This window comes from Pseudomonas putida W15Oct28, from assembly GCF_000708715.2.
Lineage (GTDB): Bacteria > Pseudomonadota > Gammaproteobacteria > Pseudomonadales > Pseudomonadaceae > Aquipseudomonas > Aquipseudomonas putida_R.
On the sequence record NZ_JENB01000015.1, the window covers coordinates 13,213 to 39,354 of the forward strand.

The 26,142-nt window shown below is 62.7% G+C and carries 28 protein-coding genes, 1 tRNA gene and 1 pseudogene; 11 read left to right on the top strand and 19 right to left on the bottom strand.

Going from position 1 to position 26,142, the window contains the following annotated elements; all coding sequences use genetic code 11:
* The first annotated feature begins 155 nt into the window (after positions 1-155).
* The gene (gene icd, locus AK81_RS12595) at positions 156-1,412 is read left to right on the top strand and encodes an NADP-dependent isocitrate dehydrogenase (RefSeq protein ID WP_043199468.1); all 1,257 of its coding nucleotides are present in this window, start codon (positions 156-158) and stop codon (positions 1,410-1,412) included.
* 70 nt (positions 1,413-1,482) lie between these two features.
* Here the strand turns inward: icd and cspD are convergent, their stop codons facing one another.
* Positions 1,483-1,737, bottom strand: a complete 255-nt coding sequence (gene cspD, locus AK81_RS12600) for a cold shock domain-containing protein CspD (protein WP_043199470.1) — start codon at positions 1,735-1,737, stop codon at positions 1,483-1,485.
* A 230-nt stretch (positions 1,738-1,967) separates the two neighbouring features.
* Here cspD and clpS point away from each other — a divergent pair, with 230 nt between their 5' ends.
* Positions 1,968-2,330: an ATP-dependent Clp protease adapter ClpS gene (gene clpS, locus AK81_RS12605; RefSeq protein ID WP_016488124.1), complete on the top strand. Its 363-nt coding sequence runs from the start codon at positions 1,968-1,970 to the stop codon at positions 2,328-2,330.
* Positions 2,331-2,360: 30 nt separating this feature from the next.
* Complete coding sequence (clpA, locus tag AK81_RS12610) at positions 2,361-4,631, top strand: ATP-dependent Clp protease ATP-binding subunit ClpA (RefSeq protein ID WP_043199474.1); 2,271 nt, start codon at positions 2,361-2,363, stop codon at positions 4,629-4,631.
* A gap of 172 nt (positions 4,632-4,803) precedes the next feature.
* Here clpA and infA read toward each other — a convergent pair whose 3' ends face one another.
* The 3 genes from infA to aat form a co-directional block, all read right to left on the bottom strand.
* Positions 4,804-5,022, bottom strand: a complete 219-nt coding sequence (gene infA, locus AK81_RS12615) for a translation initiation factor IF-1 (protein ID WP_002553999.1) — start codon at positions 5,020-5,022, stop codon at positions 4,804-4,806.
* Between the two features lie 101 nt (positions 5,023-5,123).
* Positions 5,124-5,831 (bottom strand): arginyltransferase, encoded by a 708-nt coding sequence (locus AK81_RS12620; RefSeq protein ID WP_043199476.1) that lies wholly within the window; start codon positions 5,829-5,831, stop codon positions 5,124-5,126.
* 57 nt (positions 5,832-5,888) lie between these two features.
* Positions 5,889-6,569 carry a leucyl/phenylalanyl-tRNA--protein transferase gene (gene aat / locus AK81_RS12625; RefSeq protein ID WP_043199478.1) on the bottom strand — a complete coding sequence of 227 codons (681 nt, stop codon included), beginning with the start codon at positions 6,567-6,569 and terminating at the stop codon, positions 5,889-5,891.
* A 383-nt stretch (positions 6,570-6,952) separates the two neighbouring features.
* On the opposite strand from aat, the gene AK81_RS12630 reads away from it, so the two are divergent.
* The 6 genes from AK81_RS12630 (at position 6,953) to cysG (ending at position 14,597) form a co-directional block, all read left to right on the top strand.
* Positions 6,953-9,499 (top strand): DNA translocase FtsK, encoded by a 2,547-nt coding sequence (locus AK81_RS12630; RefSeq protein ID WP_430298134.1) that lies wholly within the window; start codon positions 6,953-6,955, stop codon positions 9,497-9,499.
* Positions 9,500-9,561: 62 nt separating this feature from the next.
* Complete coding sequence (gene lolA, locus AK81_RS12635) at positions 9,562-10,185, top strand: outer membrane lipoprotein chaperone LolA (RefSeq protein ID WP_043199480.1); 624 nt, start codon at positions 9,562-9,564, stop codon at positions 10,183-10,185.
* Between the two features lie 12 nt (positions 10,186-10,197).
* Positions 10,198-11,523: a replication-associated recombination protein A gene (locus AK81_RS12640; protein WP_043199481.1), complete on the top strand. Its 1,326-nt coding sequence runs from the start codon at positions 10,198-10,200 to the stop codon at positions 11,521-11,523.
* Positions 11,520-11,894 carry a fluoride efflux transporter CrcB gene (gene crcB / locus AK81_RS12645; RefSeq protein ID WP_016711494.1) on the top strand — a complete coding sequence of 125 codons (375 nt, stop codon included), beginning with the start codon at positions 11,520-11,522 and terminating at the stop codon, positions 11,892-11,894. The genes AK81_RS12640 and crcB overlap by 4 nt, the downstream gene beginning before the upstream one ends.
* A 30-nt stretch (positions 11,895-11,924) precedes the next feature.
* Entirely contained in the window at positions 11,925-13,205 is a 1,281-nt protein-coding gene (gene serS, locus AK81_RS12650; protein ID WP_043199482.1) for a serine--tRNA ligase, read from the top strand.
* Positions 13,206-14,597 (top strand): siroheme synthase CysG, encoded by a 1,392-nt coding sequence (gene cysG / locus AK81_RS12655; protein ID WP_043199484.1) that lies wholly within the window; start codon positions 13,206-13,208, stop codon positions 14,595-14,597.
* A 137-nt stretch (positions 14,598-14,734) separates the two neighbouring features.
* Here the strand turns inward: cysG and AK81_RS12660 are convergent, their stop codons facing one another.
* The 8 genes from AK81_RS12660 to AK81_RS12695 all read right to left on the bottom strand — a co-directional run bounded on the left by AK81_RS12660 (position 14,735) and on the right by AK81_RS12695 (position 20,827).
* Positions 14,735-15,694 carry a glutathione S-transferase family protein gene (locus AK81_RS12660; RefSeq protein WP_043199485.1) on the bottom strand — a complete coding sequence of 320 codons (960 nt, stop codon included), beginning with the start codon at positions 15,692-15,694 and terminating at the stop codon, positions 14,735-14,737.
* Positions 15,695-15,790: 96 nt separating this feature from the next.
* Positions 15,791-16,792: a glycosyl transferase family protein gene (locus tag AK81_RS12665; protein WP_043199488.1), complete on the bottom strand. Its 1,002-nt coding sequence runs from the start codon at positions 16,790-16,792 to the stop codon at positions 15,791-15,793.
* On the bottom strand, positions 16,789-17,124 hold the full coding sequence (locus tag AK81_RS12670) for a TusE/DsrC/DsvC family sulfur relay protein (RefSeq protein WP_043199490.1): 336 nt from the start codon (positions 17,122-17,124) through the stop codon (positions 16,789-16,791). Before AK81_RS12670 ends, AK81_RS12665 begins: the two co-directional genes overlap by 4 nt.
* On the bottom strand, positions 17,121-17,417 hold the full coding sequence (tusB, locus tag AK81_RS12675; RefSeq protein WP_043199492.1) for a sulfurtransferase complex subunit TusB: 297 nt from the start codon (positions 17,415-17,417) through the stop codon (positions 17,121-17,123). The genes AK81_RS12670 and tusB overlap by 4 nt, the downstream gene beginning before the upstream one ends.
* The gene (tusC, locus tag AK81_RS12680) at positions 17,417-17,776 is read right to left on the bottom strand and encodes a sulfurtransferase complex subunit TusC (RefSeq protein ID WP_043199494.1); all 360 of its coding nucleotides are present in this window, start codon (positions 17,774-17,776) and stop codon (positions 17,417-17,419) included. The genes tusB and tusC overlap by 1 nt, the downstream gene beginning before the upstream one ends.
* Before the next feature lies 1 nt (position 17,777).
* The gene (gene tusD, locus AK81_RS12685; protein WP_012273202.1) at positions 17,778-18,170 is read right to left on the bottom strand and encodes a sulfurtransferase complex subunit TusD; all 393 of its coding nucleotides are present in this window, start codon (positions 18,168-18,170) and stop codon (positions 17,778-17,780) included.
* Positions 18,171-18,336: 166 nt separating this feature from the next.
* Positions 18,337-19,716 (bottom strand): nucleobase:cation symporter-2 family protein, encoded by a 1,380-nt coding sequence (locus AK81_RS12690; protein WP_043199496.1) that lies wholly within the window; start codon positions 19,714-19,716, stop codon positions 18,337-18,339.
* Between the two features lie 439 nt (positions 19,717-20,155).
* Positions 20,156-20,827, bottom strand: coding sequence for a Bax inhibitor-1/YccA family protein (locus AK81_RS12695; RefSeq protein WP_043199498.1), 672 nt, complete (start codon positions 20,825-20,827; stop codon positions 20,156-20,158).
* 133 nt (positions 20,828-20,960) lie between these two features.
* On the opposite strand from AK81_RS12695, the gene AK81_RS12700 reads away from it, so the two are divergent.
* Positions 20,961-21,048: transfer RNA gene (locus tag AK81_RS12700), tRNA-Ser, on the top strand.
* Between the two features lie 75 nt (positions 21,049-21,123).
* On the opposite strand, the gene AK81_RS12705 is transcribed toward AK81_RS12700, so the two are convergent.
* From AK81_RS12705 to AK81_RS29425, 3 genes and pseudogenes are all read right to left on the bottom strand, one after another.
* Entirely contained in the window at positions 21,124-21,393 is a 270-nt protein-coding gene (locus AK81_RS12705; RefSeq protein WP_043199499.1) for a DUF3077 domain-containing protein, read from the bottom strand.
* 83 nt (positions 21,394-21,476) lie between these two features.
* Positions 21,477-21,719 carry a hypothetical protein gene (locus AK81_RS12710; RefSeq protein ID WP_043199501.1) on the bottom strand — a complete coding sequence of 81 codons (243 nt, stop codon included), beginning with the start codon at positions 21,717-21,719 and terminating at the stop codon, positions 21,477-21,479.
* Between the two features lie 383 nt (positions 21,720-22,102).
* Positions 22,103-22,216, bottom strand: a pseudogene (locus AK81_RS29425) (3-oxoadipate CoA-transferase); the annotation flags it as partial.
* 92 nt (positions 22,217-22,308) lie between these two features.
* Between AK81_RS29425 and AK81_RS12715 the strand changes: the two are divergent.
* Positions 22,309-22,761: a four-helix bundle copper-binding protein gene (locus AK81_RS12715; protein ID WP_043199502.1), complete on the top strand. Its 453-nt coding sequence runs from the start codon at positions 22,309-22,311 to the stop codon at positions 22,759-22,761.
* A 14-nt stretch (positions 22,762-22,775) separates the two neighbouring features.
* Here the strand turns inward: AK81_RS12715 and nikE are convergent, their stop codons facing one another.
* Genes nikE through nikB form a run of 4 tightly spaced genes read right to left on the bottom strand, consistent with a single transcriptional unit; the run spans position 22,776 to position 26,142 of the window.
* Positions 22,776-23,591 carry a nickel import ATP-binding protein NikE gene (gene nikE, locus AK81_RS12720; protein WP_043199503.1) on the bottom strand — a complete coding sequence of 272 codons (816 nt, stop codon included), beginning with the start codon at positions 23,589-23,591 and terminating at the stop codon, positions 22,776-22,778.
* On the bottom strand, positions 23,588-24,358 hold the full coding sequence (gene nikD / locus AK81_RS12725) for a nickel import ATP-binding protein NikD (protein WP_043199504.1): 771 nt from the start codon (positions 24,356-24,358) through the stop codon (positions 23,588-23,590). Before nikD ends, nikE begins: the two co-directional genes overlap by 4 nt.
* A complete protein-coding gene (gene nikC, locus AK81_RS12730; RefSeq protein WP_050491870.1) occupies positions 24,359-25,204 on the bottom strand; it encodes a nickel ABC transporter permease subunit NikC in 846 nt (281 codons plus the stop codon).
* Positions 25,201-26,142, bottom strand: coding sequence for a nickel ABC transporter permease subunit NikB (nikB, locus tag AK81_RS12735; RefSeq protein ID WP_043199505.1), 942 nt, complete (start codon positions 26,140-26,142; stop codon positions 25,201-25,203). The genes nikC and nikB overlap by 4 nt, the downstream gene beginning before the upstream one ends.

The following is a 26,142-nucleotide window of genomic DNA, read 5'->3' on the forward strand; positions in this document are numbered from 1 at the left end:
AATCAGCAAGGCCAAGTGATATCGGCCCATTTATAAGACCAAAGACGTAGCGGCAATGTGGCGGGTTGTCGCATGCCTTGCAGGTCGGCAGATGTGGTTTAGGCTCAGTGGATCGCACGATGTCCAATCACACCCGACAGCGGAGTAGTGCAAGCATGGGATACCAGAAAATCAAGGTTCCGACCGACGGCGCCAAGATCACCGTCAATGCAGACCATTCGCTCAACGTTCCTGACAACCCCATCATTCCTTATATCGAAGGCGACGGGATTGGCGTCGATGTCTCGCCGGTAATGATCAAGGTGGTCGATGCCGCCGTCGAGAAGGCGTACGGCGGCAAGCGCAAGATTGCCTGGATGGAGGTATATGCCGGCGAAAAAGCCACCCAGGTTTACGATCAGGACACTTGGTTGCCGCAGGAAACCCTCGATGCCGTGCGTGATTACGTGGTGTCGATCAAAGGCCCACTGACCACCCCGGTGGGGGGTGGCATCCGTTCGCTCAACGTGGCGCTGCGCCAGCAACTGGACCTGTATGTGTGCTTGCGCCCGGTGCTGTGGTTCCAGGGTGTGCCGAGCCCGGTGAAAAAGCCCGGTGACGTGGACATGGTGATCTTCCGCGAAAACTCGGAGGACATTTATGCCGGTATCGAGTGGAAGGCCGGCTCGCCAGAGGCGAACAAGGTGATCAAGTTCCTCAAGGAGGAGATGGGCGTCACCAAGATCCGCTTCGACCAGGACTGCGGCATCGGCGTCAAGCCGGTATCGCGCGAGGGCACCAAGCGCCTGGTGCGCAAGGCCCTGCAATACGTGGTGGACAACGACCGCGAGTCGCTGACCCTGGTGCACAAGGGCAACATCATGAAGTTCACCGAGGGTGCCTTCAAGGACTGGGGTTACGAAGTGGCCCGGGACGAGTTTGGCGCCGAGCTGCTCGATGGCGGCCCGTGGATGAAGTTCAAGAACCCCAAAACCGGCCGCGAGGTGATCGTCAAGGACGCCATCGCCGACGCCATGTTGCAGCAGATTTTGCTGCGCCCGGCCGAGTATGACGTGATCGCCACCCTCAACCTCAACGGTGACTACCTGTCCGACGCCCTGGCGGCGGAAGTGGGCGGTATTGGCATCGCGCCGGGCGCCAACCTGTCCGACACCGTGGCCATGTTCGAGGCTACCCACGGCACCGCGCCCAAGTATGCCGGGCAGGACAAGGTCAACCCGGGCTCGGTGATCCTCTCGGCAGAGATGATGCTGCGGCACATGGGCTGGGCCGAGGCGGCCGACCTGATCATCAAGGGCACCAACGGGGCCATCGGGGCCAAGACCGTGACCTACGACTTCGAGCGCCTGATGGACGGCGCCACGCTGGTGAGCAGTTCAGGCTTTGGCGACGAAATGATCAAGCATATGTAAGGCAATACAAAACCGGCCGCTTCCTGTAAAGAAGCGGCCGGTTTTTTCGTATACCGGCAGAAAGCAGGGATCACGCATTAGCGGTCGTGGGCGAGTTCGGTACTCCCGTTGAAGCGCTGACGTTGGCGCCCTTGATTTCGACAGCATGCAGGCCCTTGGGGCCCTGGATGATGTTGAAAGTCACGGCCTGTCCGGCTTTCAGCGTCTTGTAACCGTCCATCTGGATCGCCGAATAATGGGCGAACAGATCTTCGGTTCCGCCGTCTTCATTGATGAATCCATAGCCCTTGGCATTGTTGAACCACTTGACTTTACCGCTTGCCATCCCTATGTCCCTCTGCAAAGGACTCCATCACTGGAGTATCATCCACTTCATCCGCATACGAACCTTGCGAAAAATCTGGTTGACTGCGCGGATCTTTATCGACCACGGTGGGTTCTTATTGGTTGTAACACCGTTTTGCCGATAGTCAAGGTCGCCCGGCGCCTGCGCTGGCCGTGGCCTATGCCGTCAACCCACAACCTTAACCTGACGCTCATGATGAAATTCTTTCCATGCATGCACCTAGTGAGATTCGACTAACATTCAATCAGGATCGCCCGCAAACGAATGAGGACGACGGCTCGGGTCTTGCAGTCCAGGAAGCCAAGCCGATCCTGCAGGCGCCACCGATGTACAAGGTGGTTTTGTTCAACGATGACTACACGCCAATGGATTTCGTCGTCGAAGTGCTCGAGACGTTCTTCAGTCTGAACCGCGAGCTGGCGACCAAGATCATGCTGACCGTCCATACAGAAGGGCGGGCAGTGTGCGGATTGTTTACCCGTGACATCGCCGAAACAAAGGCTATGCAGGTCAACCAATACGCCAGGGAAAGCCAGCATCCGCTACTCTGTGAAATCGAGAAGGACGGTTAATCGCCGACCACTTGGGTATGAGGTGAAGCTATGTTAAACCGCGAGCTCGAAGTCACCCTCAATCTGGCCTTCAAGGAGGCCCGTTCGAAGCGTCATGAGTTCATGACCGTCGAACATCTGCTGCTGGCACTCCTTGACAATGAGGCTGCCGCGACCGTTCTGCGCGCCTGTGGCGCCAATCTCGACAAGCTCAAGCACGACCTGCAAGAGTTCATCGATTCCACCACCCCGTTGATCCCTGTCAACGACGAAGACCGTGAAACCCAGCCGACCCTGGGCTTCCAACGCGTGCTGCAGCGTGCCGTGTTCCACGTGCAAAGCTCTGGCAAGCGCGAAGTGACCGGCGCCAACGTGCTGGTGGCGATCTTCAGCGAACAGGAAAGCCAGGCCGTGTTCCTGCTCAAGCAGCAGAGCGTGGCCCGCATCGACGTGGTCAACTACATCGCCCATGGCATCTCCAAGGTGCCGGGGCATGGCTCGCAGTCTGACAGCGACCAGGAAATGCAGGACGAAGAGGGCGGTGAAACCTCCTCTTCGAGCAACCCGCTGGATGCCTATGCCAGCAACCTGAACGAGCTGGCCCGTGCCGGCCGTATCGACCCGTTGGTCGGCCGCGAGCAGGAAGTTGAGCGCGTGGCGCAAATCCTTGCCCGTCGGCGCAAGAACAACCCGTTGCTGGTGGGTGAGGCGGGCGTGGGCAAGACGGCCATCGCTGAAGGCCTGGCCAAGCGCATTGTCGATGGCCAGGTACCCGACCTGCTGGCGCAGAGTGTCGTGTACTCCCTCGACCTTGGCGCACTGCTGGCCGGTACCAAGTACCGCGGCGACTTCGAGAAGCGCTTCAAGGCGCTGCTCGGTGAGCTGCGCAAACGCCCGCAGGCGATCCTGTTCATCGACGAAATCCACACCATCATCGGTGCCGGTGCGGCTTCAGGCGGGGTGATGGATGCCTCCAACCTGCTCAAGCCGTTGCTCTCGTCGGGTGAGATCCGTTGCATCGGCTCCACCACCTTCCAGGAGTTCCGCGGCATCTTCGAGAAGGATCGTGCCCTGGCACGGCGCTTCCAGAAGGTGGACGTCAGCGAGCCGTCGGTCGAAGACACCGTGGGCATTCTGCGCGGCCTGAAGGGTCGCTTCGAAAGCCACCACAACATCGAGTACAGCGACGAAGCCCTGCGCGCCGCCGCCGAACTGGCCTCGCGCTACATCAACGACCGGCACATGCCGGACAAGGCCATCGACGTGATCGACGAAGCCGGTGCCTACCAGCGCCTGCAGCCGGAGGCTAATCGCGTCAAGCGCATCGAGGTGCCGCAGGTCGAGGACATCGTCGCCAAGATTGCGCGGATTCCGCCGAAGCATGTCAGCAGTTCCGACAAGGAGTTGCTGCGTAACCTTGAGCGTGACCTGAAACTGACCGTGTTCGGCCAGGACCCGGCGATCGACTCGCTGTCTACCGCCATCAAGCTGTCCCGCGCCGGCCTCAAAGCGCCGGACAAGCCTGTCGGTTCGTTCCTGTTTGCCGGCCCTACCGGCGTCGGCAAGACCGAAGCGGCGCGGCAGCTGGCCAAGGCACTGGGCGTGGAGCTGGTGCGTTTCGACATGTCCGAGTACATGGAGCGCCACACCGTGTCGCGCCTGATTGGTGCGCCGCCTGGTTACGTTGGCTTCGACCAGGGTGGTTTGCTCACCGAGGCGATCACCAAGCAACCGCACTGCGTATTGCTGCTTGATGAAATCGAGAAGGCCCACCCGGAAGTCTTCAACCTGCTGCTGCAGGTGATGGACCACGGTACCCTGACCGACAACAACGGGCGCAAGGCCGACTTCCGTAACGTGATCCTGATCATGACCACCAACGCTGGCGCGGAAACCGCGGCACGGGCCTCGATCGGCTTCACCCATCAGGACCATGCGTCCGATGCCATGGAAGTCATCCGCAAAAGCTTCACGCCAGAGTTCCGCAACCGCCTGGACACCATCATCCAGTTCGGCCGCCTGAGCCACGAAACGATCAAAAGCATCGTCGACAAGTTCCTTATCGAACTGCAGGCGCAGCTGGAAGACAAGCGTGTGCTGCTGGAAGTCAGCGATGAGGCACGCGGCTGGCTGGCGGCGTCTGGCTACGACGTGCAGATGGGTGCGCGGCCGATGGCGCGGTTGATCCAGGACAAGATCAAACGGCCGCTGGCCGAGGAGATCCTGTTTGGTGAGCTGGCCGAGCATGGCGGTGTGGTGCACATCGACCTGCGCGATGACGAACTGGTGTTCGACTTCGAGACCACGGCTGAGGTTGCCTGATAGCGGGGCCCCTGTGGGAGCGGGCGTGCCCGCGAACACCGGCGAAGCCGGTGTCATGCACCGCGGAGTCTGCTTCGCGGGCACGCCCGCTCCCACAGAAGGCGACGCAATACTGCAATCATGAAGGCACAAAAAAGCCCGGCACATGGCCGGGCTTTTTCATGGCTGGAGCTTAGCGCGCACGGTAAGTGATGCGGCCCTTGCTCAGGTCGTACGGCGTCAGCTCGACGCGGACCTTGTCGCCAGTGAGAATACGGATGTAGTTTTTGCGCATCTTTCCGGAGATGTGCGCGGTTACGACGTGCCCGTTTTCCAACTCCACGCGGAACATGGTGTTGGGCAGGGTGTCGACGACAGTACCTTCCATTTCGAAGCTGTCTTCTTTCGACATGCAGTTGAGCCCTCGGATCCAGTGTTAGCCCGACGCATATCCGCACCGGGCAAAAAAGTGGCGCCGATTATGCCGGAAATCTGCGTGTCAAGCCAATGCTTTCAGTTGAGGGTGACCCAGCGCTGGTTTATCAGCAGCTCGATAGGTCGATACTGCGTCTTGTAGTTCATTTTCTTGCAGTTCTTGATCCAGTAACCCAGGTAAACCGCTTCCAGGTCCTGACGCACGGCCTCGGTGATCTGCCAGAGGATGGCAAAGCGGCCAAGGCTGCGTCGCTCCTCGTCCGGCTCGTAGAAGGTGTACACCGCCGACAGGCCATTGGGCAGCAGGTCGCACACTGCCACCGCCATCAGCCGGCCTTGCAGGCGAAACTCGTAGAACCAGCAGAACGGCAGGTCGCGCACCAGGAAGGTGGAAAACTGGTCGCGGCTGGGCGGGTACATGTCACCGTCGGCGTGGCGCGTTTCGATATAGCGCCGGTACAGCTCGAAGTACTCCTCCTTGAACGTCGGGCGCGCTGCGCTAACGGTCAGGTCGGCGTTGCGCTTGAGAATGCGCCGCTGCTGGCGATTGGGGATAAAGCGCGCCGCCGGGATGCGCGCCGGCACGCAGGCGTTGCAGTTTTGGCAGTGGGGGCGGTACAGGTGGTCGCCACTGCGCCGGAAGCCCATTTCCGACAGGTCGGCGTACACGTTCACGTCCATCGGCTGGCTGGGGTCGAGGAACAGCGTGGTCGCTTGCTCGTCAGGCAGGTAGCTGCAGGAGTGGGGCTGAGTGGCATAGAACTTCAACCGCGCCAGCTCTGTCATGATCAACCCCCCTCGGTGAGACTTTGTTTTAAGTGTAAGCCAGCTATGGGAACTCGACTAGGGCGCCCATGTAGCGCTGTTGGGCTGATCGAGGTGGCGTGCCAGGTAGCTGGCGAATTCGGCGCGGCTGATGGCATGTGCGCCCAGGCTGTGCAGGTGGTTGGTGGGCATCTGGCAGTCGATCAGCACGAAACCGGCCTGGCGCAGGTGATTGACCAGCGTCACGAAGCCGACCTTGGAGGCGTTGTCGGCGCGGCTGAACATCGATTCGCCGAAGAACAGCTGGCCCATGGCCAGGCCGTACAGGCCGCCGACCAGCACGCCGTTCTCGCGTACCTCCACCGAATGGGCGATGCCACGGCGGTGCAGTTCGCAGTAGGCGTTGCGCATGGTGTCGGTGATCCAGGTGCCGTCGGCGTAGTCGCGCGGTGCGGCGCAGGCAGCGATGACGGCGGCAAAGTCGGTGTCGAAGCTGACCTGGTAGCGGCCCTGACGGATCAGCTTGGCCAGCGAGCGCGACACGTGCAGCTGGTCGGGCAGCAGCACCGTGCGCGGGTCGGGTGACCACCACAGGATCGGCTGGCCGTCCTGGTACCACGGGAAGCAACCATGGCGATACGCCTGCACCAGGCGCTCGGGGCTCAGGTCGCCGCCGGCGGCCAGCAGGCCGTTGGGGTCGTGCAGGGCCTTTTCCAGGGGCGGGAAGGTCAGCGAGTCGCGGGTCAGCCAGGTGAGCATGGTCTATCGTGCGGTGGGGGAGGGGAGAGGGCAGCATGGCGCGGGTGAAAAGCAGGGTCAATCTCTTTGGCTTCTTCGCGGGCATGCCCGCTCCCACAGGAACATCACGGTCTTCTGGTTTGCGCGGGACCTGTGGGAGCGGGCGAGCCCGCGAAGAGGCCGGCACAGGCGATGAAATCAGGCAATTTCCTGCACATTCATGAAACCGCAGGCACCATCCGCTACATTTGCTGTCACACCTGTGCAAAAACACAGCATAAGCCTTTGTCACAAAAGAAAATGCATGCTCAAATTGCAGCCATGTGAAAGTCGCCCCCGGCAAACCCCCATGCGGCGTGCCGCCATGGCGGCTGGCGGGCAGTAATGTTAAAAGTAGTGGTTCATTGGCCGCACCGCCGGCCGATCACTATTGGACGCGCACCACGCGCAGGAATAGACGCGTTTTGAAGAAATCCACCGCAACCCCAGCTCCTTTGCCTGTGCCCCTGTGGCGGCAGCAGCTGCATTACCGCCTCAAGGAAGGTGCGTTGATCGCGATCGGCGCCCTGTGCCTGTACCTGTGGATGGCGCTGCTGACCTACGACACCTCCGACCCGGGCTTCAGCCATACCAGCAACGCCGACCAGGTGCAGAACGCCGCCGGGCGAGCCGGTGCCTACTTCGCCGACATCCTGTTCATGGTGCTGGGTTACTTCGCCTACATCTTCCCGCTGTTGCTGGCGGTCAAGACCTGGCAGATTTTCCGCGAGCGCCATCAGCCGTGGGACTGGAGCGGCTGGCTGTTCTCCTGGCGATTGATCGGCCTGGTGTTCCTGGTGCTGTCCGGTGCAGCGCTGGCCCATATCCACTTCCATCCGCCGGCGACCATGCCGTTTTCCGCGGGTGGCGCGCTGGGCGAAAGCCTTGGCGAACTGGCGCGCAACCTGCTGAACGTGCAGGGCAGCACGCTGATGTTCATTGCCCTGTTCCTGTTCGGCCTGACCGTGTTCACCGATTTGTCGTGGTTCAAGGTGATGGACCTGACCGGCAAGATCACCCTCGACCTGTTCGAGTTGGTGCAGGGCGCCGCCAACCGCTGGTGGGAGGCGCGCAACGAGCGCAAACGCCTGGAGGCGCAGCTGCGTGAGGACGAACCGGTGTTCAAGGCGCCGCCGATGGCCGCCGACAAGCGCGAGCCAGCCAAGCCGGCGCTGCGTGAGCGTATTTTCAAGCGTGAAGAAGCGCCCGCCCAACCTGTTGTGCAACGCGAACCGACCCTTGCCCGTGAGCCCGTGGTGCCGCGCGAGCCGGTAGTGGCGCGTGAAGCCGTGGCGCCCCGCGAGCTGCCTGCGGCCCCGACCATCGTGCCACCGGCAGCGGCCAGGGCGCCGGAGCCGAGCAAGCGCGTGATGAAAGAGAAGCAGGCGCCGCTGTTCGTCGACAGCGCCGTTGAAGGCACCCTGCCGCCGATTTCTATCCTTGACCCTGCCGAGCAGAAAAAGATCGAGTACTCGCCAGAATCCCTGGCCAGTGTCGGCCAGCTGCTGGAAATCAAGCTCAAGGAATTCGGCGTTGAAGTCGCGGTGGACTCGATCCACCCGGGCCCGGTGATCACCCGTTATGAAATCCAGCCGGCCGCTGGCGTGAAGGTGAGCCGCATCGCCAACCTGGCCAAGGACCTGGCGCGTTCGCTGGCCGTGACCAGCGTGCGGGTGGTTGAGGTCATCCCTGGCAAGACCACCGTGGGTATCGAGATCCCCAACGAAAACCGGCAGATGGTGCGCTTCTCCGAAGTGCTGGCCACGCCGCAGTTTGAGGAGCAGAAATCGCCGGTCACCCTGGCCCTGGGCCACGACATCGGCGGCAAGCCGGTCATCACCGACCTGGCCAAGATGCCGCACCTGCTGGTGGCCGGTACCACCGGCTCCGGTAAGTCGGTGGGTGTGAACGCGATGATCCTGTCGATCCTGTTCAAATCGGGCCCGGAAGACGCGCGTTTGATCATGATCGACCCGAAAATGCTCGAGCTGTCGATCTACGAAGGCATCCCGCATCTGCTGTGCCCGGTGGTCACCGACATGAAGGACGCCGCCAACGCCCTGCGCTGGAGCGTGGCCGAGATGGAGCGGCGCTACAAGCTGATGGCGGCCATGGGCGTGCGTAACCTTGGCGGTTTCAACCGCAAGATCAAGGATGCCGAGGAAGCCGGCGAGGTCATTCATGACCCGCTGTTCCGCCGCGAGAGCATGGACGACGTGCCGCCTGCGCTGAAAACCCTGCCGACCATCGTGGTGGTGGTCGACGAATTCGCCGACATGATGATGATCGTCGGCAAGAAGGTCGAAGAGCTGATCGCCCGTATCGCCCAGAAAGCGCGGGCGGCCGGTATCCACCTGATTCTTGCCACCCAGCGCCCGTCGGTGGACGTGATTACCGGCCTGATCAAGGCCAACATCCCGACCCGCATGGCATTCCAGGTGTCGAGCAAGATCGACTCGCGCACCATCATCGACCAAGGTGGCGCGGAGCAGCTGCTGGGCCACGGTGACATGCTGTACATGCCGCCGGGTACCAGCCTGCCGATCCGCGTGCACGGTGCGTTCGTCTCCGACGACGAAGTGCACCGCGTGGTGGAAGCGTGGAAGCTGCGTGGCGCGCCGGACTACAACGACGACATCCTCAACGGCGTGGAAGAGGCCGGCAGCGGCTTTGAAGGCGGCGGCGGCGGTGGCGATGGCGATGATTCGGAAAGCGACGCCCTGTATGATGAGGCCGTGCAATTCGTGCTGGAAAGCCGCCGCGCGTCGATCTCGGCCGTGCAACGCAAGCTGAAGATCGGTTACAACCGCGCCGCCCGCATGATCGAAGCCATGGAAATGGCCGGCGTGGTCACCCCGATGAACAGTAACGGCTCGCGGGAAGTGATTGCCCCGGGCGGCCCACGCGACTGATGAACACCTTGCCGGGCGCCAACGGTGGCGCCCGGCCTTTTCAATGCTCAATGAGGATTACCATGCGCGCGATTCGCATGCTGTTGGTTTCTGCCCTTGCTCTGGGCAGCGTTTCGGCTTTTGCCGGTGAGCAAGATGTACAACGCCTGACCCAGCTGCTGGAAAAGTCGCAGACTATCGAGGCCAACTTTTCCCAGCTGACCTTGGGTGCCGACGGCACCAGCCTGCAGGAGACTGCTGGCCAGATGATCGTCAAGCGCCCGGGCCTGTTCTACTGGCACACCAATGCGCCACAGGAGCAGGTGGTGGTGTCTGATGGCAAGATGGTTACCCTGTGGGACCCGGACCTGGAACAGGCCACCGTCAAAAAGCTCGACGTTCGCCTGAACCAGACCCCGGCACTGCTGCTGTCCGGTGACGTGTCGAAGATCAGCCAGAGCTTCGACATCGCCTCGAAAGAGCAGGGCGAAGTCATGGACTTCACCCTCAAGCCGAAGACCAAGGACACCCTGTTCGACTCGCTGCGCGTGTCGTTCCGCAAGGGCCTGATCAATGACATGCAGCTGATCGACAGCGTCGGCCAGCGCACCAACATCCTGTTCAATGGCGTCAAGGCCAACCAGGCGGTGCCGGACAGCAAGTTCAAGTTCGACATCCCCAAAGGCGCGGACGTGATCAAGGAGTAACCGGAGCTCGTCATGGACCTGTTTCGAAGCGAACCCGTCGCCCAGCCACTGGCCGCCCGCCTGCGCCCGTCCAACCTGGACGAATACGTCGGCCAGGAGCACCTGCTGGCACGCGGCAAACCGCTGCGTGAGGCGCTGGAGCAGGGTGCGCTGCACTCGATGATATTCTGGGGGCCGCCTGGGGTGGGCAAAACCACCCTGGCGCGGCTGCTGGCGCAGTTCTGCGATGCGCACTTCGAAACCGTGTCGGCGGTACTGGCCGGGGTCAAAGAGATTCGCCAGGCGGTCGAGGTGGCCAAGCAGCAGGCAGGCCAGTATGGCCGGCGCACCATCCTGTTCGTCGACGAAGTGCACCGCTTCAACAAGTCGCAGCAGGACGCCTTTTTGCCCTATGTGGAAGACGGCACCCTGCTGTTCATCGGCGCCACCACCGAGAACCCGTCGTTTGAGCTGAACAACGCGCTGCTGTCGCGGGCGCGGGTGTATGTGCTCAAGAGCCTGGACGAGGCGGCCCTGCGCAAGCTGGTCAACCGTGCGCTGACCGAAGAGCGTGGCCTGGGCAAGCGCAACCTGCGGGTGGGCGACGACGCCTTCAAGATGCTGATGGCCGCCGCCGACGGCGATGGCCGGCGCATGCTCAACTTCCTCGAGAACGCCTCGGACCTGGCTGAAGACGGCAGCGAAATCGACGTCGAGATGCTGCAGAGCCTGCTGGGTGACAGCCGTCGTCGCTTCGACAAGGGCGGCGAGGCGTTCTACGACCAGATTTCCGCGCTGCACAAGTCGGTGCGCGGCTCCAACCCCGATGGTGCCCTGTACTGGTTTGCCCGCATGCTCGACGGCGGCTGCGACCCGCTGTACATCGCCCGCCGCGTGGTGCGCATGGCCAGCGAGGACATCGGCAACGCCGACCCGCGTGCGCTCAGCCTGTGCCTGGCAGCCTGGGATGTGCAGGAGCGCCTCGGCAGCCCCGAGGGCGAGCTGGCGGTGGCCCAGGCCATCACCTACCTGGCCTGTGCGCCGAAGAGCAACGCGGTGTACATGGGCTTCAAGACCGCCCTGCGCGAAGCGGCCGAGCATGGCTCGCTGGAGGTGCCGTTGCACCTGCGCAACGCCCCGACCAAGCTGATGAAGCAACTGGGCTATGGCGACGAGTACCGCTATGCCCACGATGAGCCCGACGCCTACGCCGCCGGGGAGGATTACTTCCCTGATGCGTTGGAGCCGCGCCAGTACTACCAGCCGGTGCCCCGTGGCCTGGAGCTGAAGATTGGCGAGAAGCTGCGCCACCTCGCCGACCTCGACCGCAACAGCCTCCGCCAGCGGAGAAAACCGTGATTGCACTCATTGCTGCGGTCAGCGCGGGCGGTATTGCCGGTACCTTGTTGCGCTTTGCTACCGCCAACTGGGTAGCAGCCCACTGGCCACGGCACTTCTATGCCGGTACGCTGGCGGTCAACCTGGTTGGCTGCCTGCTGATCGGCCTGCTCTATGGCTTGTTCTTGCACAAGCCGCTGGCGCCGGTCGAATTGCGCGCTGGCCTGATTGTCGGCTTCCTCGGTGGCCTTACAACCTTTTCTTCCTTCTCGCTCGATACCGTGCGCCTGATGGAAAGCGGGCAAGTGCCCCTTGCCTTGGGCTATACCAGTATCAGCGTGGTGGGCGGGCTGCTCGCAACCTGGGCCGGCCTGTCCCTGACCCGATTCTGAACCAACACCTACCTATAACGAGAGAACGATATGCTCGATTCCAAACTGTTACGCGGCCAACTTCAGGAAGTGGCGGAACGCCTGGCCTCCCGTGGCTTTAGCCTGGATGTCGCGCGCATCGAATCACTGGAAGAGCGCCGCAAGGCGGTGCAAACCCGCACCGAGCAGCTGCAGGCTGAGCGTAACGCCCGTTCCAAGTCCATCGGCCAGGCCAAGGCCAAGGGCGAAGACATCGCGCCACTGATGGCCGACGTCGAGCGCATGGCCAATGAACTGGCCGCCGGCAAAATCGAACTGGACGGCATCCAGGCCGAACTGGACGGTATCCTGCTGACCATTCCCAACCTGCCGGACGCCAGCGTACCGGTCGGTGCCAGCGAAGACGACAACGTTGAAGTGCGCCGTTGGGGTAAGCCGACCGCCTTCGATTTCGAAATCAAGGACCACGTCGCCCTCGGCGAAGTGAGCGGTGGCCTGGACTTCGAGGCCGCAGCCAAGCTGTCTGGCGCCCGCTTTGCCGTGCTGCGTGGCCCGATCGCCCGCCTGCACCGCGCCCTGGCGCAGTTCATGATCAACCTGCACACCGGCGAGCACGGCTACGAGGAGCACTACACCCCGTACCTGGTGCAGGCGCCTGCCTTGCAGGGCACTGGCCAGCTGCCGAAGTTCGAGGAAGACCTGTTCAAGATCACCCGCGAAGGTGAAGCGGACTTCTACCTGATCCCGACTGCCGAAGTGTCGCTGACCAACCTGGTAGCGGGTGAAATCCTCGACGCCAAGCAGCTGCCGCTGAAACTGGTTGCCCACACACCTTGCTTCCGCAGTGAAGCCGGTGCTTCCGGCCGTGACACCCGCGGCATGATCCGCCAGCACCAGTTCGACAAGGTCGAGATGGTGCAGGTGGTAGAACCGGCCAAGTCGATGGAAGCCCTGGAGGGCCTCACCGGCAACGCCGAGCGCGTACTGCAGCTGCTGGAGCTGCCGTACCGCGTGCTGGCCCTGTGCACCGGCGACATGGGCTTTGGCGCCGTGAAAACCTACGACCTGGAAGTGTGGGTGCCAAGCCAGGACAAGTACCGCGAAATCAGCTCGTGCTCCAACTGTGGCGACTTCCAGGCACGCCGCATGCAGGCCCGCTGGCGCAACCCGGAAACCGGCAAGCCAGAGCTGGTGCACACCCTCAACGGCTCCGGCCTGGCCGTAGGCCGTACCCTGGTTGCCGTGCTGGAAAACTACCAGCAGGCCGACGGTTCGATCCGTGTACCGGACGTGCTGAAGCCGTACATGGGCGGCGTCGAGGTCATCCGCTAAATGGATTACCTGCCGCTGTTCCACAAGCTGCAGGGCGGCCGCGTGCTGGTCGTCGGTGGCGGTGAGATCGCCTTGCGCAAGGCGCGCCTGCTGGCAGATGCCGGTAGCGTCCTGCGCGTGGTGGCGCCGGACGTCGACGGCCAGTTGGCCGCGTTGGCCCGGGAAGGTGGCGGTGAGGTGCTGGTGCGTGGCTACCAGGCAGCCGACCTGGTCGGTTGCCGGCTGGTGATTGCGGCTACCGACGACCCTGGGCTGAACGCCCAGGTGTCGGCGGATGCGCAGGCCCTCAGCCTGCCGGTCAACGTGGTGGATGCACCGGCCCTGTGCACGGTGATTTTCCCGGCGATTGTCGACCGTTCACCGCTGGTGATTGCGGTGTCCAGTGGCGGTGACGCCCCGGTTTTGGCGCGTTTGATTCGCGCCAAACTGGAGGCCTGGATCCCGTCGGCCTATGGTGAGCTGGCCGGGCTGGCTGCGCGTTTCCGGCACAAGGTCAAAACCTTGTACCCGGACGTTAACCAGCGCCGCGGCTTCTGGGAAACTGTGTTCCAGGGGCCGATTGCCGAGCGCCAGCTGGCCGGGCAGGGCGCCGAGGCCGAACGCCTGTTGCAGGCGATGGTAGACGGCGCGCCGGTGCAACAGGGGGGTGAGGTGTACCTGGTAGGTGCTGGCCCGGGCGACCCGGACTTGCTCACCTTCCGCGCCTTGCGCCTGATGCAGCAGGCCGACGTGGTGCTGTACGACCGCCTGGTGGCACCCGCCATCATCGAGATGTGCCGGCGTGATGCCGAGCGCATCTACGTGGGCAAGCGCCGCGCCGATCATTCCGTGCCGCAGGACCAGATCAACCGCCTGTTGGTTGATCTGGCCCAGCAGGGCAAGCGTGTGTTGCGGCTTAAGGGGGGCGACCCGTTCATCTTCGGCCGGGGTGGCGAAGAGATCGAAGAGCTGGCCGAGCATGGCATCCCGTTCCAGGTGGTGCCCGGCATTACTGCGGCCAGCGGGTGTTCCGCGTATGGCGGCATTCCGCTGACCCACCGCGACTACGCCCAGTCGGTACGCTTCGTCACCGGGCACCTGAAGGATGGCACCAGCAACCTGCCGTGGAATGACCTGGTGGCGCCGGCGCAGACCTTGGTGTTCTACATGGGGTTGGTGGGTTTGCCGACCATCTGTGCCGAGCTGATTCGCCATGGGCGGGCGGCAAGTACCCCGGCGGCGTTGGTGCAGCAGGGGACTACGCGTAACCAGCGGGTGTTCACCGGTACCCTGGCAGATTTGCCAGACCTGGTGGCCCGGCATGAAGTGCATGCACCGACCCTGGTGATTGTGGGGGAAGTGGTGCAACTGCGTGAAAAGCTGGCCTGGTTCGAAGGTTCGCAGAACAGCTGACATTGTTGGGGCCGCTTCGCGCCCCATCGCGACACAAGGCCGCTCCTACAGGGGGGCGCGTGAAGCCTGAGGCTTGCGCGGTCCCCCTGTAGGAGCGGCCTTGCGTCGCGATGGGCTGCAAAGCAGCCCCGACAATCTCAACCCTGCCAAATCCCTTTGCCCGCCAACCGTTCCCGATCATGCGCCAGGTTGAAATCCTGCAACGGCCCTTTAGGCACGATCCCGGTCGGGTTGATGGTCTTGTGGCTCATGTAGTAATGCTTCTGGATATGCTCCATATCCACCGTCCCCGCCACCCCCGGCCACTGGTACAGCTCACGCAGCCAGTTCGACAGGTTGTGGTAATCACTCAAGCGCCGCAGGTTGCACTTGAAGTGCCCGTGGTACACCGCATCGAAGCGCACCAGCGTGGTAAACAGGCGTACATCAGCCTCAGTCAGGTACTCACCGGCCAGGTAGCGATTGCGGCTCAGCAAGTCTTCCAGATAATCCAGTTCGCTGAACACATCGTCGAACGCCGCCTCGTAGGCGTCTTGCGTGGTGGCAAAGCCTGCGCGGTACACGCCGTTGTTCACCGCCGGGTAAATGCGCTCGTTCAACGCCTCGATGGTCGGCCGCAGTGGCTCGGGGTACAGGTCCAGCGTATTGCCGGTCAGCTCGTTGAACGCGCTGTTGAAGATACGGATGATCTCCGACGACTCGTTGTTGACGATGCGTTTCTCTTTCTTGTCCCACAGCACAGGCACGGTCACGCGGCCGGTGTAGTGCGGGTCATCCTGGGTATAGCGCTGGTGCAGATACTGCTGGGCGTCGAGGTGGTCACCGCTGGAGCCTTGCTGCTGGTCGAAGGTCCAGCCATGGTCTTGCATCAGCCAGCTCACCACCGACACGTCGATCAGCGGCTCAAGGCCTTTCAGGGCGCGCAAGATGAGGGTGCGGTGGGCCCATGGGCAGGCCAGCGAAACGTACAGGTGGTAACGGCCAGCCTCGGGGGCGGGGAGTTGATTGCGGCGCTGGGCGTTTTCGCGTTTGAACGTGCCGTCCTTGCCGTTTTCATACCACTGGTCATGCCAGCGCCCGTCGATCAAAAGGCCCATGAGTGAACTCCTCGGAACAAAGTTGTTTGTCGTTGGAGCCCAGTCTAGGCCAAATCGTTCGAACAAATAGCGCAAAGAACGGGGTGGTATGATCGGTTAAATCGATCTATTGCGCGTATTCCAATAGCCTTGAGCTGTCGCGAACGCCTGCTCGCGCTCTAGCCCCAGGCCGCGCAAGCACAGGGCCATGGTCGCGATCAGGGCTTTCTCGCCGTAGCTGTCTTCCACTTCACCACGCCAAAACGCCAGCAAGTGCTCGGCCTGCAAGCTAGGTGGTTTGACATGACGGCGCTCGCTCAGCGCTGGCCACTCTTCATCCCAGGTTTCGCCTGCCGTGGTGCCGTAGAGGTGGCTGATGACATCGGGGTTGACCTCGATCTCGCCGCCATCGCCCTTGATCACCACAGCATGGTCGCCCAGCAGGCGGCTGGCCTCACGGTGCACGGCCTGGTAGCCAGGGTGGAAGATGCTTTGCAGGCCACAGCGTGCGCCCAGCGGGTTAAGCACCCGGGCCAGCGAGTGGATGGGCGAGCGCAGGCCCAGGGTGTTGCGCAGGTCGATCATGCGCTGCAGTTGCGGCGCCCAGTCGTGCAGCGGGAAGAACGCCAGCTGGTGCTGGTCGAGGGCGTTGCCGACGGCGGCCCAGTCGCGGCACAGCGGGATCTGCAGCAGGTCGAGTAGTTGCTCGCTGTACATGCGCCCGGCGGTGTGTGCGCCGCCGCCGTGCATCAGGATGCGCACGCCATTGCCGGCCAGGCACTTGGCCGCCAGCAGGTACCAGGGCAGGTGGCGCTTCTTGCCGGCGTAGGTGGGCCAATCCAGGTCCACCGCAATGCTCGGTGCCTGCAGGTGGGCGCGCAGGGCCTCGGTGAAGCCGGCCAGCTCTTCGGCGCTTTCTTCCTTGTGGCGCAGCAGCATCAGGAAGGCCCCCAGCTGGGTGTCTTCGACCTTGCCTTCCAGCAGCAGGGTCATGGCTGCGCGGGCTTCTTCGCGGGTCAGGCCGCGCGCGCCGCGCTTGCCTTTGCCGAGAATGCGCACGAATTCGGCGAACGGGTGTTCGGCGGGGGTTTCCAGTGTCAAAGGGCGAGGTTCGGTCATATGCAGTTGGTCGGCTTGGGCAGGCCCGCCAGCTTGGCGGCGAGTTTGGCGGGGGTGCCATTGAACAGGCGGTTCAGGTGCGGGCTGTTGCCCTTTTCCGGGCCCAGTTTCATGGCCGTGTACTTGATCAGCGGGCGCGTGGCCGGGGACAGCTGGTATTCCTGGTAGAACTGGCGCAGCAGTTCGAGGATTTCCCAATGGTCCGCCGTCAGCGGGATACCCTCGCGCTCGGCCAAAGCTTCGGCGGCGGCGTGGGACCAGTCTTGCAGGTCGACCAGAAAGCCGTCCTTGTCCAGGGCGATCGCCTGATCGCCAACGTTGAGCGTACTCATAGCCAGCTGTTGACCTTGTCGTAATGCAGCGACAGCTCGACGAACCCGGCGTAGTCCACGGCTTTGGCCAGGTCGTTACCGACCGCGCGGGCTTGCACATCCTCGTCCAGGGCGAACAGGCGCTGGGCCAGGCCGGCGGCTTGCAACTGGCGGTGCGGCTCACTGCCGCTGCGCAGGGCATACACCGCATCGCCGCACAGCAGCAGCGCGTCATCGGTGCCGAGCAGGCGCAGGCAGCTGGCCAGGCGCTCGTCGCCAAACGGGGAGTGGGCAATTACATGCAGGGTTGTCATCAGAGCGTTACCACCTGGTCGAAACGGGCGATCAGCGCGGCAAGGGCCGCGTCATCCAGCACTTGCACCGGCAGCGCCAGGGTATCGGCTGCCAAGCCGCGGCGGGTGAGGCTGTGGCTGCAGGCGAACAGCTCCTCGACACCGAACATCGGCAGCGCCTGCAGGTTGGCGGCCAGGTTCTTCTGCTGCACGGCGGTGGGTTGCTGGCCGGGCGCGAGCTGGAACACGCCATCGTCGAGGAACAGCATGCCCAGCGGCAGGTCGAACGCACCGCCAGCCAGGGCGATGTCCAGCGCTTCGCGGGCCGATGGGCCGTTCCACGGAGCTTGGCGGCTGATGATCAACAAGGATTTGGCCATTTTAGTCGCCTCCGAAGCAGACAAGGCGGTCGGCAACCTGCGCCGCTTCATGCAGTTGGCCAAGCCCGGACAGTTCCCAAGGCTTGGGCAGGTTCACGGCCGGGCGCTGGTAACGGTTGGCTTCGGCTTCATCGAGTACGCCACGGCGCAGGGCCGCGGCGATGCACACCACGGCGTCCAGCTGGTGGGTCTCGATAAAGGTACGCCATTGGCCGGCCACGTCCAGTTCGTCCTGGGGCGCGACCACGTTGGCCGAGGCACTGTGCACCCCGTCCTGATAGAAGAACAGCCGGGCAATCTCATGCCCGCCGGCCAGCACCGCCTCGGCGTAGCGCAAGGCGCGCCGCGAGGAGGGCGCATGGGCCGGGGAGAACACCGCGATAGCGAATTTCATGGCTAACTCATGCAAAGGAATGCCGCCATGATAAAGCAAAAAAGCCCGCGCCCGCTTGTGCAAGCGGCGCGGGCCTTCTACGTATCTGCACGCCCCCTGTAGGAGCGGCCTTGTGTCGCGATGGGCTGCAAAGCAGCCCCATGGCCCTAACAGGCAGGCGCCAGACTCAAACCTGTTCCTTGCTCTCAGGCAAGAACCAGTTCAACACCAGTGCACAGATCCCCCCGGTAGCCACACCCGACTCCAGCACATTGCGAATCGCCGCCGGCATATGCGCCAGGAACTCCGGCACCTGCGCCACACCCAGGCCCAGCGCCAGCGACACGGCAATGATCAGCAGCGCACGGCGGTCCAGACGAGTGCTGGCCAGAATATTGATACCCGAAGCCGCAACCGCCCCGAACATCACCATGGCCGCGCCACCCAGCACCGGCTCCGGCACTGCCTGGATCACCCCGGCAACGCTAGGGAACAGCCCCAGCACCACCAGCATCACGGCAATCCAGATACCGATATGGCGGCTGGCAATGCCGGTCAGCTGAATCACCCCGTTGTTCTGGGCAAAGATCGAGCTGGGGAAGGTGTTGAACAAACCGGCCAGCAGCGAGTTGGCACCGTTGACCAGCACGCCACCCTTGATCCGCTGCATCCACACCGGCCCTTCGACCGGCTGGCGCGACACCTTGCTGGTGGCCGTCACGTCACCAATGGCTTCCAGCGAAGTCACCAGGTAAATCACCAGCATCGGAATGAACAGCGCCCACGAGAAGCCCAGGCCGAAGTGCAGCGGCGTCGGCACCTGGAACAGCGCGGCCTCGTGCATGCCGGTGAAGTCCAGGCGGCCCATGTAGCCGGCCAGCGCATAGCCAACCGCCAGGGCGATGACGATGGCGCAGCTGCGCATCCACACCACCGGGACGCGGTTGAGGATGACGATGATCGCCAGCACCACGCCCGACAGCAGCAGGTTTTCGCCATTGGCAAAGGTGCCATTGGCCATGGCGCCGAAGCCGCCGCCCATGCTGATCAGGCCGACCTTGATCAGCGTCAGGCCGATCATCAGCACCACGATACCGGTCACCAGCGGGGTGATCAGGCGTTTGACGAACGGCAGGATGCGCGACACGCCCATCTCCACGAATGAGCCAGCAATCACCACACCGAAGATGGCCGCCATCACACCTTCTACCGGCGTGCCTTGCTTGACCATCAGCGCACCGCCGGCAATCAGCGGGCCGACGAAGTTGAAGCTGGTGCCCTGCACGATCAGCAGCCCGGCGCCGAACGGGCCAAAGCGTTTGCACTGGACGAAGGTGGCGATACCCGAGATCACCAGCGACATGGAAACGATCAGGTTGGTATCACGCGCCGAAACGCCCAGCGCCTGGCAGATCAGCAGGCCAGGGGTAACGATCGGCACGATGATCGCCAGCAAGTGCTGCAGGGCTGCCAGCAGGCCGATCAACAGCCGTGGCTTGTCCTCTAGGCCAAGCACCAGTTCATTGGCAGGCGCCGCCGCGCCTGGGCTGTGTTCTTGTGAGCTCATTGCTGAAAGCTGCCCCGGAAGAAAAAAGGAGCGCATTCTACGGGGTGAAGAGAGATTGCGGTAGAGAAAAGCACGATGGCGGCATGATCGGCGACCATTCGCCTTGTTATCTGACTTTTTGGTCAATTATTTGATGCGGACTTATCAGGGAAACACAGACAGAACCTGCACCGCCGCCCTCTGTGGGAGCGGGTTCACCCGCGAAGAATGTGACGCGGTGTATGGCACCGGCTGCGCCGGTGTTCGCGGCTGAAGAAGCCGCTCCCACAGGTACAGCCATAGCTTGGAATTTGCGCGATACCTGTGGGAGCGGGCAAGCCCGCGAAGAATCCAACGCGGTGCCTGACAACGGCTGCACCGGTGTTCGCGACCAAGCGCCCCCAATTTCCAGCGCCCACAAAAAAGCCCGCCGAAGCGGGCTTTCTCACACAGCAATCAATCAGTCATCGCGACTCATGATGCCAAACAACTGCAGCAGGCTGACAAACAGGTTGTAGATCGACACATACAGGCTGATGGTCGCCATGATGTAGTTACGCTCGCCACCATGAATGATCGCGCTGGTCTGGAACAGGATGCAGACCGACGAGAACAGCACGAAGCCAGCGCTGATCGCCAGTTGCAGGCCGCTGATCTGGAAGAAGAAGCTGGCAACAACCGCACCCAGCAACACGAAGAAGCCAGCAGTGATGAAGCCACTGAGGAAGCTCATGTCCTTGCGGGTGATCAGCACATAGGCCGACAGACCACCAAACACCAGCGCAGTCATGGCAAACGCCGAGCTGACCACTTCAGCGCCACCGGCCATGCCCAGGTAACGGTTGAGAATCGGGCCGAGGATGAAGCCCATGAAACCGGTGAGGGCGAAGGTGGACACAATGCCCCAGGCCGAATCACGCAGCTTGTTGGTAAGGAAGAACAGCCCGTAGAAGCCGATCAGCACCACGAATATGTTCGGGTAGCCGACGCGCATCTGTTGGGCAACGAAAGCCATGACACCGCTGAAGGCGAGGGTAAGCGCCAGCAGGCTGTACGTGTTGCGCAGGACTTTGCTGATCTCCTGCTGCTCGACCTGCTGGCCGTGGTGGACGGCATAATCCTGTTCGCGCATGGCGACACTCCTTGGTAAACCTGTGGTTTCAGACGTTCAGATGCTAGGAGTCTATCAGAGCTCCTGCAACCCGCGACACAGAGAGTTTGACAGCGTGTTTCATTACGGTATTATGGCGACCGCAAAACGAGCTGGAAGCGTGGCCGAGTGGTTTAAGGCAACGGTCTTGAAAACCGTCGATGGGCAACTATCCTAGAGTTCGAATCTCTACGCTTCCGCCATATTTTCAGCAAAAGCCCCGATTATTCGGGGCTTTTGTGTTTCTGGGGTTGTCAGGGTGCCGCTAGTCACCCCAATCAGCGCATCATGCCCAGCTCGGCATCATCCATCAGCGCCTTGGCCAGCGCACTCAGGTAATGCGCAGCCCAGATCATCATCGGCTTCTCTTCCATCAACCCGGCAATGGTCAGTTCCCGCACGTACCCCATCAGCTCCGAAGCCTGTTCGCGGGCGTTTTGGCAGGGAATGCCGGCTTCGATGCGAAACAGTGGGTGGGTCTGGTTTTCACCCTGATAGAACGTGGTCTTGCCTACGGTCGTTTTCTCGTTCGATTCGTCAGTCGTCATGGGTCCATCTCCCTGATCATCTAAAACCCGGGCGAGCCCCTTCGCTGGCAATGGCCCAACCCAGGTATCACATAGCGTTCGGCTTAGTGCGGCGTTCGCGGCTCGTTCGGCGCCTGTGCCTGAATCAGTGCGAATTCAATCAACGAGCGCAGGGACTCAAGTTCATGTGTCGTCGCCATCATCAGCACCGCTGCAGGTGACTTGGGCTGCATCAGCATCGCTTGTTGCGAAATGGCTAGCGCACAGACGGCATGTTCCGCGGCTTGGATGAGGGTGTCTTCGAGGGAGTGGAGGGTGTGGGGTGGATCTGGGACCATCTTTAACATCGTTCAATTCCCTGTTGGTGCTGCCACCTGTCAGCCGTCAAGCAGAAGGGTGGCAGCTGTACGTGGGTTGACGGACCGGCGGAATTGAGAAGCTCCGGCGCACGCAAGCGTGCCCGCACGTACAGCCACCATAAAGAGGCGCCATAACTCAAAACCATCGCGGCCCGTCAAAGCCGTGTCGCTGATGAGCAGCGACGGGCCCAGACTAGAGCCCCAATAGGGCACCCGCAACGGAAAATAGGCGGCAACAGTATCTTTGGGAAATGCCCTACAAGAAAGCGAAACATTCTGATTTTTCGAAGCAAATAGACATCATTTTGGATGGGGTAGCCTGCGGCAGATTGCGGCCTGAGATGGGGGAAGTCTTGGGAGTGCGGTTGCTAGTTGCCAACTAGGGGCGGTGCGCAGATGCCCAGGTTTATGTAGGCGCTTTCCTGAATGTCTGCGGCCACGCGCTGGGCCATCTCGGTGCGGAAGAGCTTTTTGGTGATGGTCATGGCAGCCCTCAAACAGCTTTACCTGAGTCGACAGTAACCTGCCCCCTGCCTACCATTGAAGCCACCACTGACATCAATCAAAGGAATGATTCATGCAACGACGCGACGTACTCAAGACGGTTGCAGGGGCCGTGGCTGTAGCGATGGCTGTTCCTGTGATGGCTGCTGAACAAAAGCATGAACACCACCACGAGCAGGGTGCCGGGGGAGATAAAAAGTACGGGCGTCTTGTCGACAGCAGCAGTGACTGCCAGAAGACGGGGGAAGCGTGCCTGGCTCATTGCCTGGTGCTGCTGAGCCAGGGCGACAAGGATATGGCTGCCTGTGCCCAGTCTGTCAGTGAGTTGTTGGCAACCTGCAATGCCTTGATGAAACTGGCCCTGCAGGGTTCCAGGTTCACACCCGCCATGGCAAAGGTCGCCGCCGATGTTTGCAGCAGTTGCGAGACGCAATGCCGCAAGCATGAAACAGAACACGCCGAGTGCAAGGCTTGCGCCGATTCCTGTGCGGCATGCCTCGACGCGTGCAAGGCTGTAGCGGCGTGAGTTGACCCTGGCGACTACGCCAATGAGGTACTGACTTGAGCGCTGGTCTTTGCCGGGTGCTCAGGCAGTACTGCGGCTTGCAGCTGTTGCCCTGCAGGATGGTCGAACGAAAGGTCGGCGTTCACCACCCGGTCCTCGACGATGCGCCCCCCGTCAAGCACTACAACCCGCTGGCAGAAGTACCGCACCAGGCTGAGGTCATGGGTAATCAGCAGGAAGGCAGTACCCTTGTCGCGACGCAGTGCATTCAGCCTTTGCAGCAGTTGCAGCTGCAGCACACGGTCCAGGTTCGACAGTGCCTCGTCGAGCACCACCAGCTTTGGTGAGATCGCCAGCGCCCGGGCGAGGTTGGCACGCTGCAGCTGCCCACCGCTGAGCTGTTGCGGCAAGCGTTCGGCATGCTCTGCGCGCAGGCCCATGTGTTCCAGTAACTCGACGGTGCGGGTGCGCCGGGCTGCGTCACCCAGATCGCTCAGGTGACGCAACGGTTCGGCAATGCTCCAGCCGATGCTGCGCTGCGGGTTGAATGCGCCGGGGGCGTCCTGGAACACCAGCTGCACGTTGCGCTGGAAGGCCCGTGCCTGTTCGCCGCGCAGTTGGTTGACGGCTTGTCCGGCGAAGGTTACCTGGCCCTGGCTCGGTGTTTCCAGCCCGAGCAGCAGGCGGGCGAGGGTGCTTTTGCCACTGCCGCTAGTGCCCAGTAAACCGACCGATTCGCCCGGGTGAAGCTGAAGGTCGATGTCGTCGAGTACCGGCAGCCAGTCACGTTTGTGTAGCAGCCCGCCTGTACGGTAGCGGTGACTGAGTTGGTGGACATGCAGCAGGCTCATGGCTGGCTCCCGCAGAGGATTCGATGGGCTTCGAGCAAGGTGCGCGCGGTGTCGCTGGCAGGGCGGGTGAACAGTGCATGCACGGGTTGGCGCTCGACGATGCGGCCCGCGTCCATCACTGCGACCTGACCGGCGCAGCGAGCGACCACACCCATGTCATGGGTCACCAGCAACACCCCGAGGCCATGCAGTTCAACCAGCTCCATCAGCAAATCGAGAAACCGCGCCTGGCTTACGGCGTCGAGGTCGCTGGTGGGTTCGTCGGCCAGCAGAAACGGGGTTTCGGCCATCAGTGCCAAGGCGATCATCATGCGCTGCAGCATGCCGCCGCTGAGTTGAAAGGCGAACGATTGCAATACGCGAGCGTGATCCGCCAGGCCGACGGCTGCAAGGCAATGGGCCATGCGCTCACGGGCGTGTGCGCCGGTGGTGCCGCGTTGGCGAAGGGTTTCCAGCCCGTGGCTGGCCATGTTGCGTACCGGGTTGAACGCACTGCGTGGGTTTTGCAGCACCAGGCTGGCCAGGCGGCCGCGCGCCTGGGTGGCGCTCACCGGTTGGTCGTCGAGCAGCAACTGGCCCTGGGTGCGCATTACCCCAGCAGGCAGCAGGTCGAGCATGCCCAGGCAGCTGAGCGACTTGCCCGAACCGCTGGCCCCGACCAGTGCACACACTTCACCGCGCTGCAGTTGCAGGTCAACGCCATGCACCAGCGTGCCGGCCTGGGCCTCGATGCGCAGGTCACGGACTTCGAGGGTAGATGGGGTCATCTAATGGTGCTCCCGGGTCGGGTCCAGGCGGTCGCGCAGCGCATCGCCCAGCAGGTTGAAGGCCATCACCGAGAAGAAAATCATCAGCCCCGGCAACAGCAGCAGCTGTGGGTGAGTCCAGATGAACTCCTTGGCATCGTTGATCATCACGCCCCATTCGGCGGTGGGCGGTGTCACGCCCAGGCCGAGGAAGGACAGGCCCGAGACGTGCAGCATCATGTGGCCGATGTCCATGGTCGCCAGTACCAGCAGAGGGCCGGCGATGTTTGGCAGCACGTGCTGGCGCAGACGGGTCAAACGTGAGGCACCGGCCAGCCGCGAGGCCAGCACGTATTCGCGGCCGCGCTGGGCAATCACCATGCCGCGTACCATGCGCGCATACCAGGCCCAATGGGACAAGGCGATGGCGATGATCACGTTGGTCAGGCCGGTGCCCAGCAAGGTGACGAAGAAAAACGCCAGCACCAGGGTCGGGAAGGTCATGAACATGTCGCACAGGCGCATCAGCAGCAGGTCGGTGCGCCCGCCGACGAAGCCGGCCACGCCACCCACGGCCAGCCCGAGCGCCAGTACCAGCGCCAGTGTCAGCATCACGCTGCCCAGCGATAGCCGGGTGCCGACGATCAGGCGCGACAGCAGGTCGCGGCCCAGGTGATCGGTGCCCAGCCAGTGACTGGCGTCCGGTGGCAGCAGGCGCTGACTGAGGTCCACCAGATCGGGATCATGCGGGGCCAGCCACTGGCCAAACAGGGCCAGTACCACCAGCAGGCCCACCAAGACCGCACCGAGGACCAGGCCAGCATGGCCCCCCAGTGCCGGCCGACGGATTGCAGAGAGAACGCTCATGCGCTTGCGCCCTCCAGCCGGCTGCGCGGGTCGAGCCAGGCGTAGCACACGTCTACCAACAGGTTGCACACCATCAGCAGGCCGGTCAGCAACAGGGTGAAGCATTGCATCACCGGGAAGTCGCGGTTGAGCACCGCCGAGACGGCGAAACGACCCACCCCGGGCCAGGCGAAGATGGTCTCGATCACCAGTGCACCGCCGATCAGTTCGCCCACGTGCATGCCGGTGGCCGTGACAAATGGCAGCCAGGCGTTGCGCAGCACATGGTCGCGCCACACCTGGCGCTCGGGCAGGCCGCGGGCGCGGGCGTAGGTGACATGGCGTTGGCCGCTGGCTTCTAGCAGGCTGGCGCGTAGCAGGCGGGCGTTGATCGACATCGACATCAGCGCAATGGCCAGCACCGGCATCACCAGCTGCCCGGCCGTGCCCCGGCCCAGCGGCGGCAGCCAGCCCAGCCACAGCGAGAACAGGGCGATCAGCAGGAATGCCAGCCAGAAATTGGGCATCGACACGCCAAGAAAGGTGACCGCTCTCACCGCATGGTCGGGCCAGCGCCCTTGCCAGCGCGCGGCCATGAGCCCAAGCGGAATCGACAGCAACAGCGTGCAGGCCAGTGCCAGGCCGCCCAGTTGCAGGGTCGCAGGCAGGTAGTACAACAGGTCATCGAGTACTGGCCGACCGGTCAGGTAGGAAATACCGAAATCCAGGTGCAGGGCTTTCCAGAGCCAGGTCAGGTACTGCTCGTACAAGGGACGATCCAGGCCCAAGGCATGGCGTACCTCGGCGATGGCCGCGTCGGTCGGCGGGATATGCGACAGCCGCAGATAATCCAGGGCAGGGTCCGTGCTGCCCAGGTGCAGCAGTACGAACACCAGCAGCGACACACCGAACATTACCGGCAGCAGTAACACCAGGCGCAGCAGAATGTAGCGCAGCAT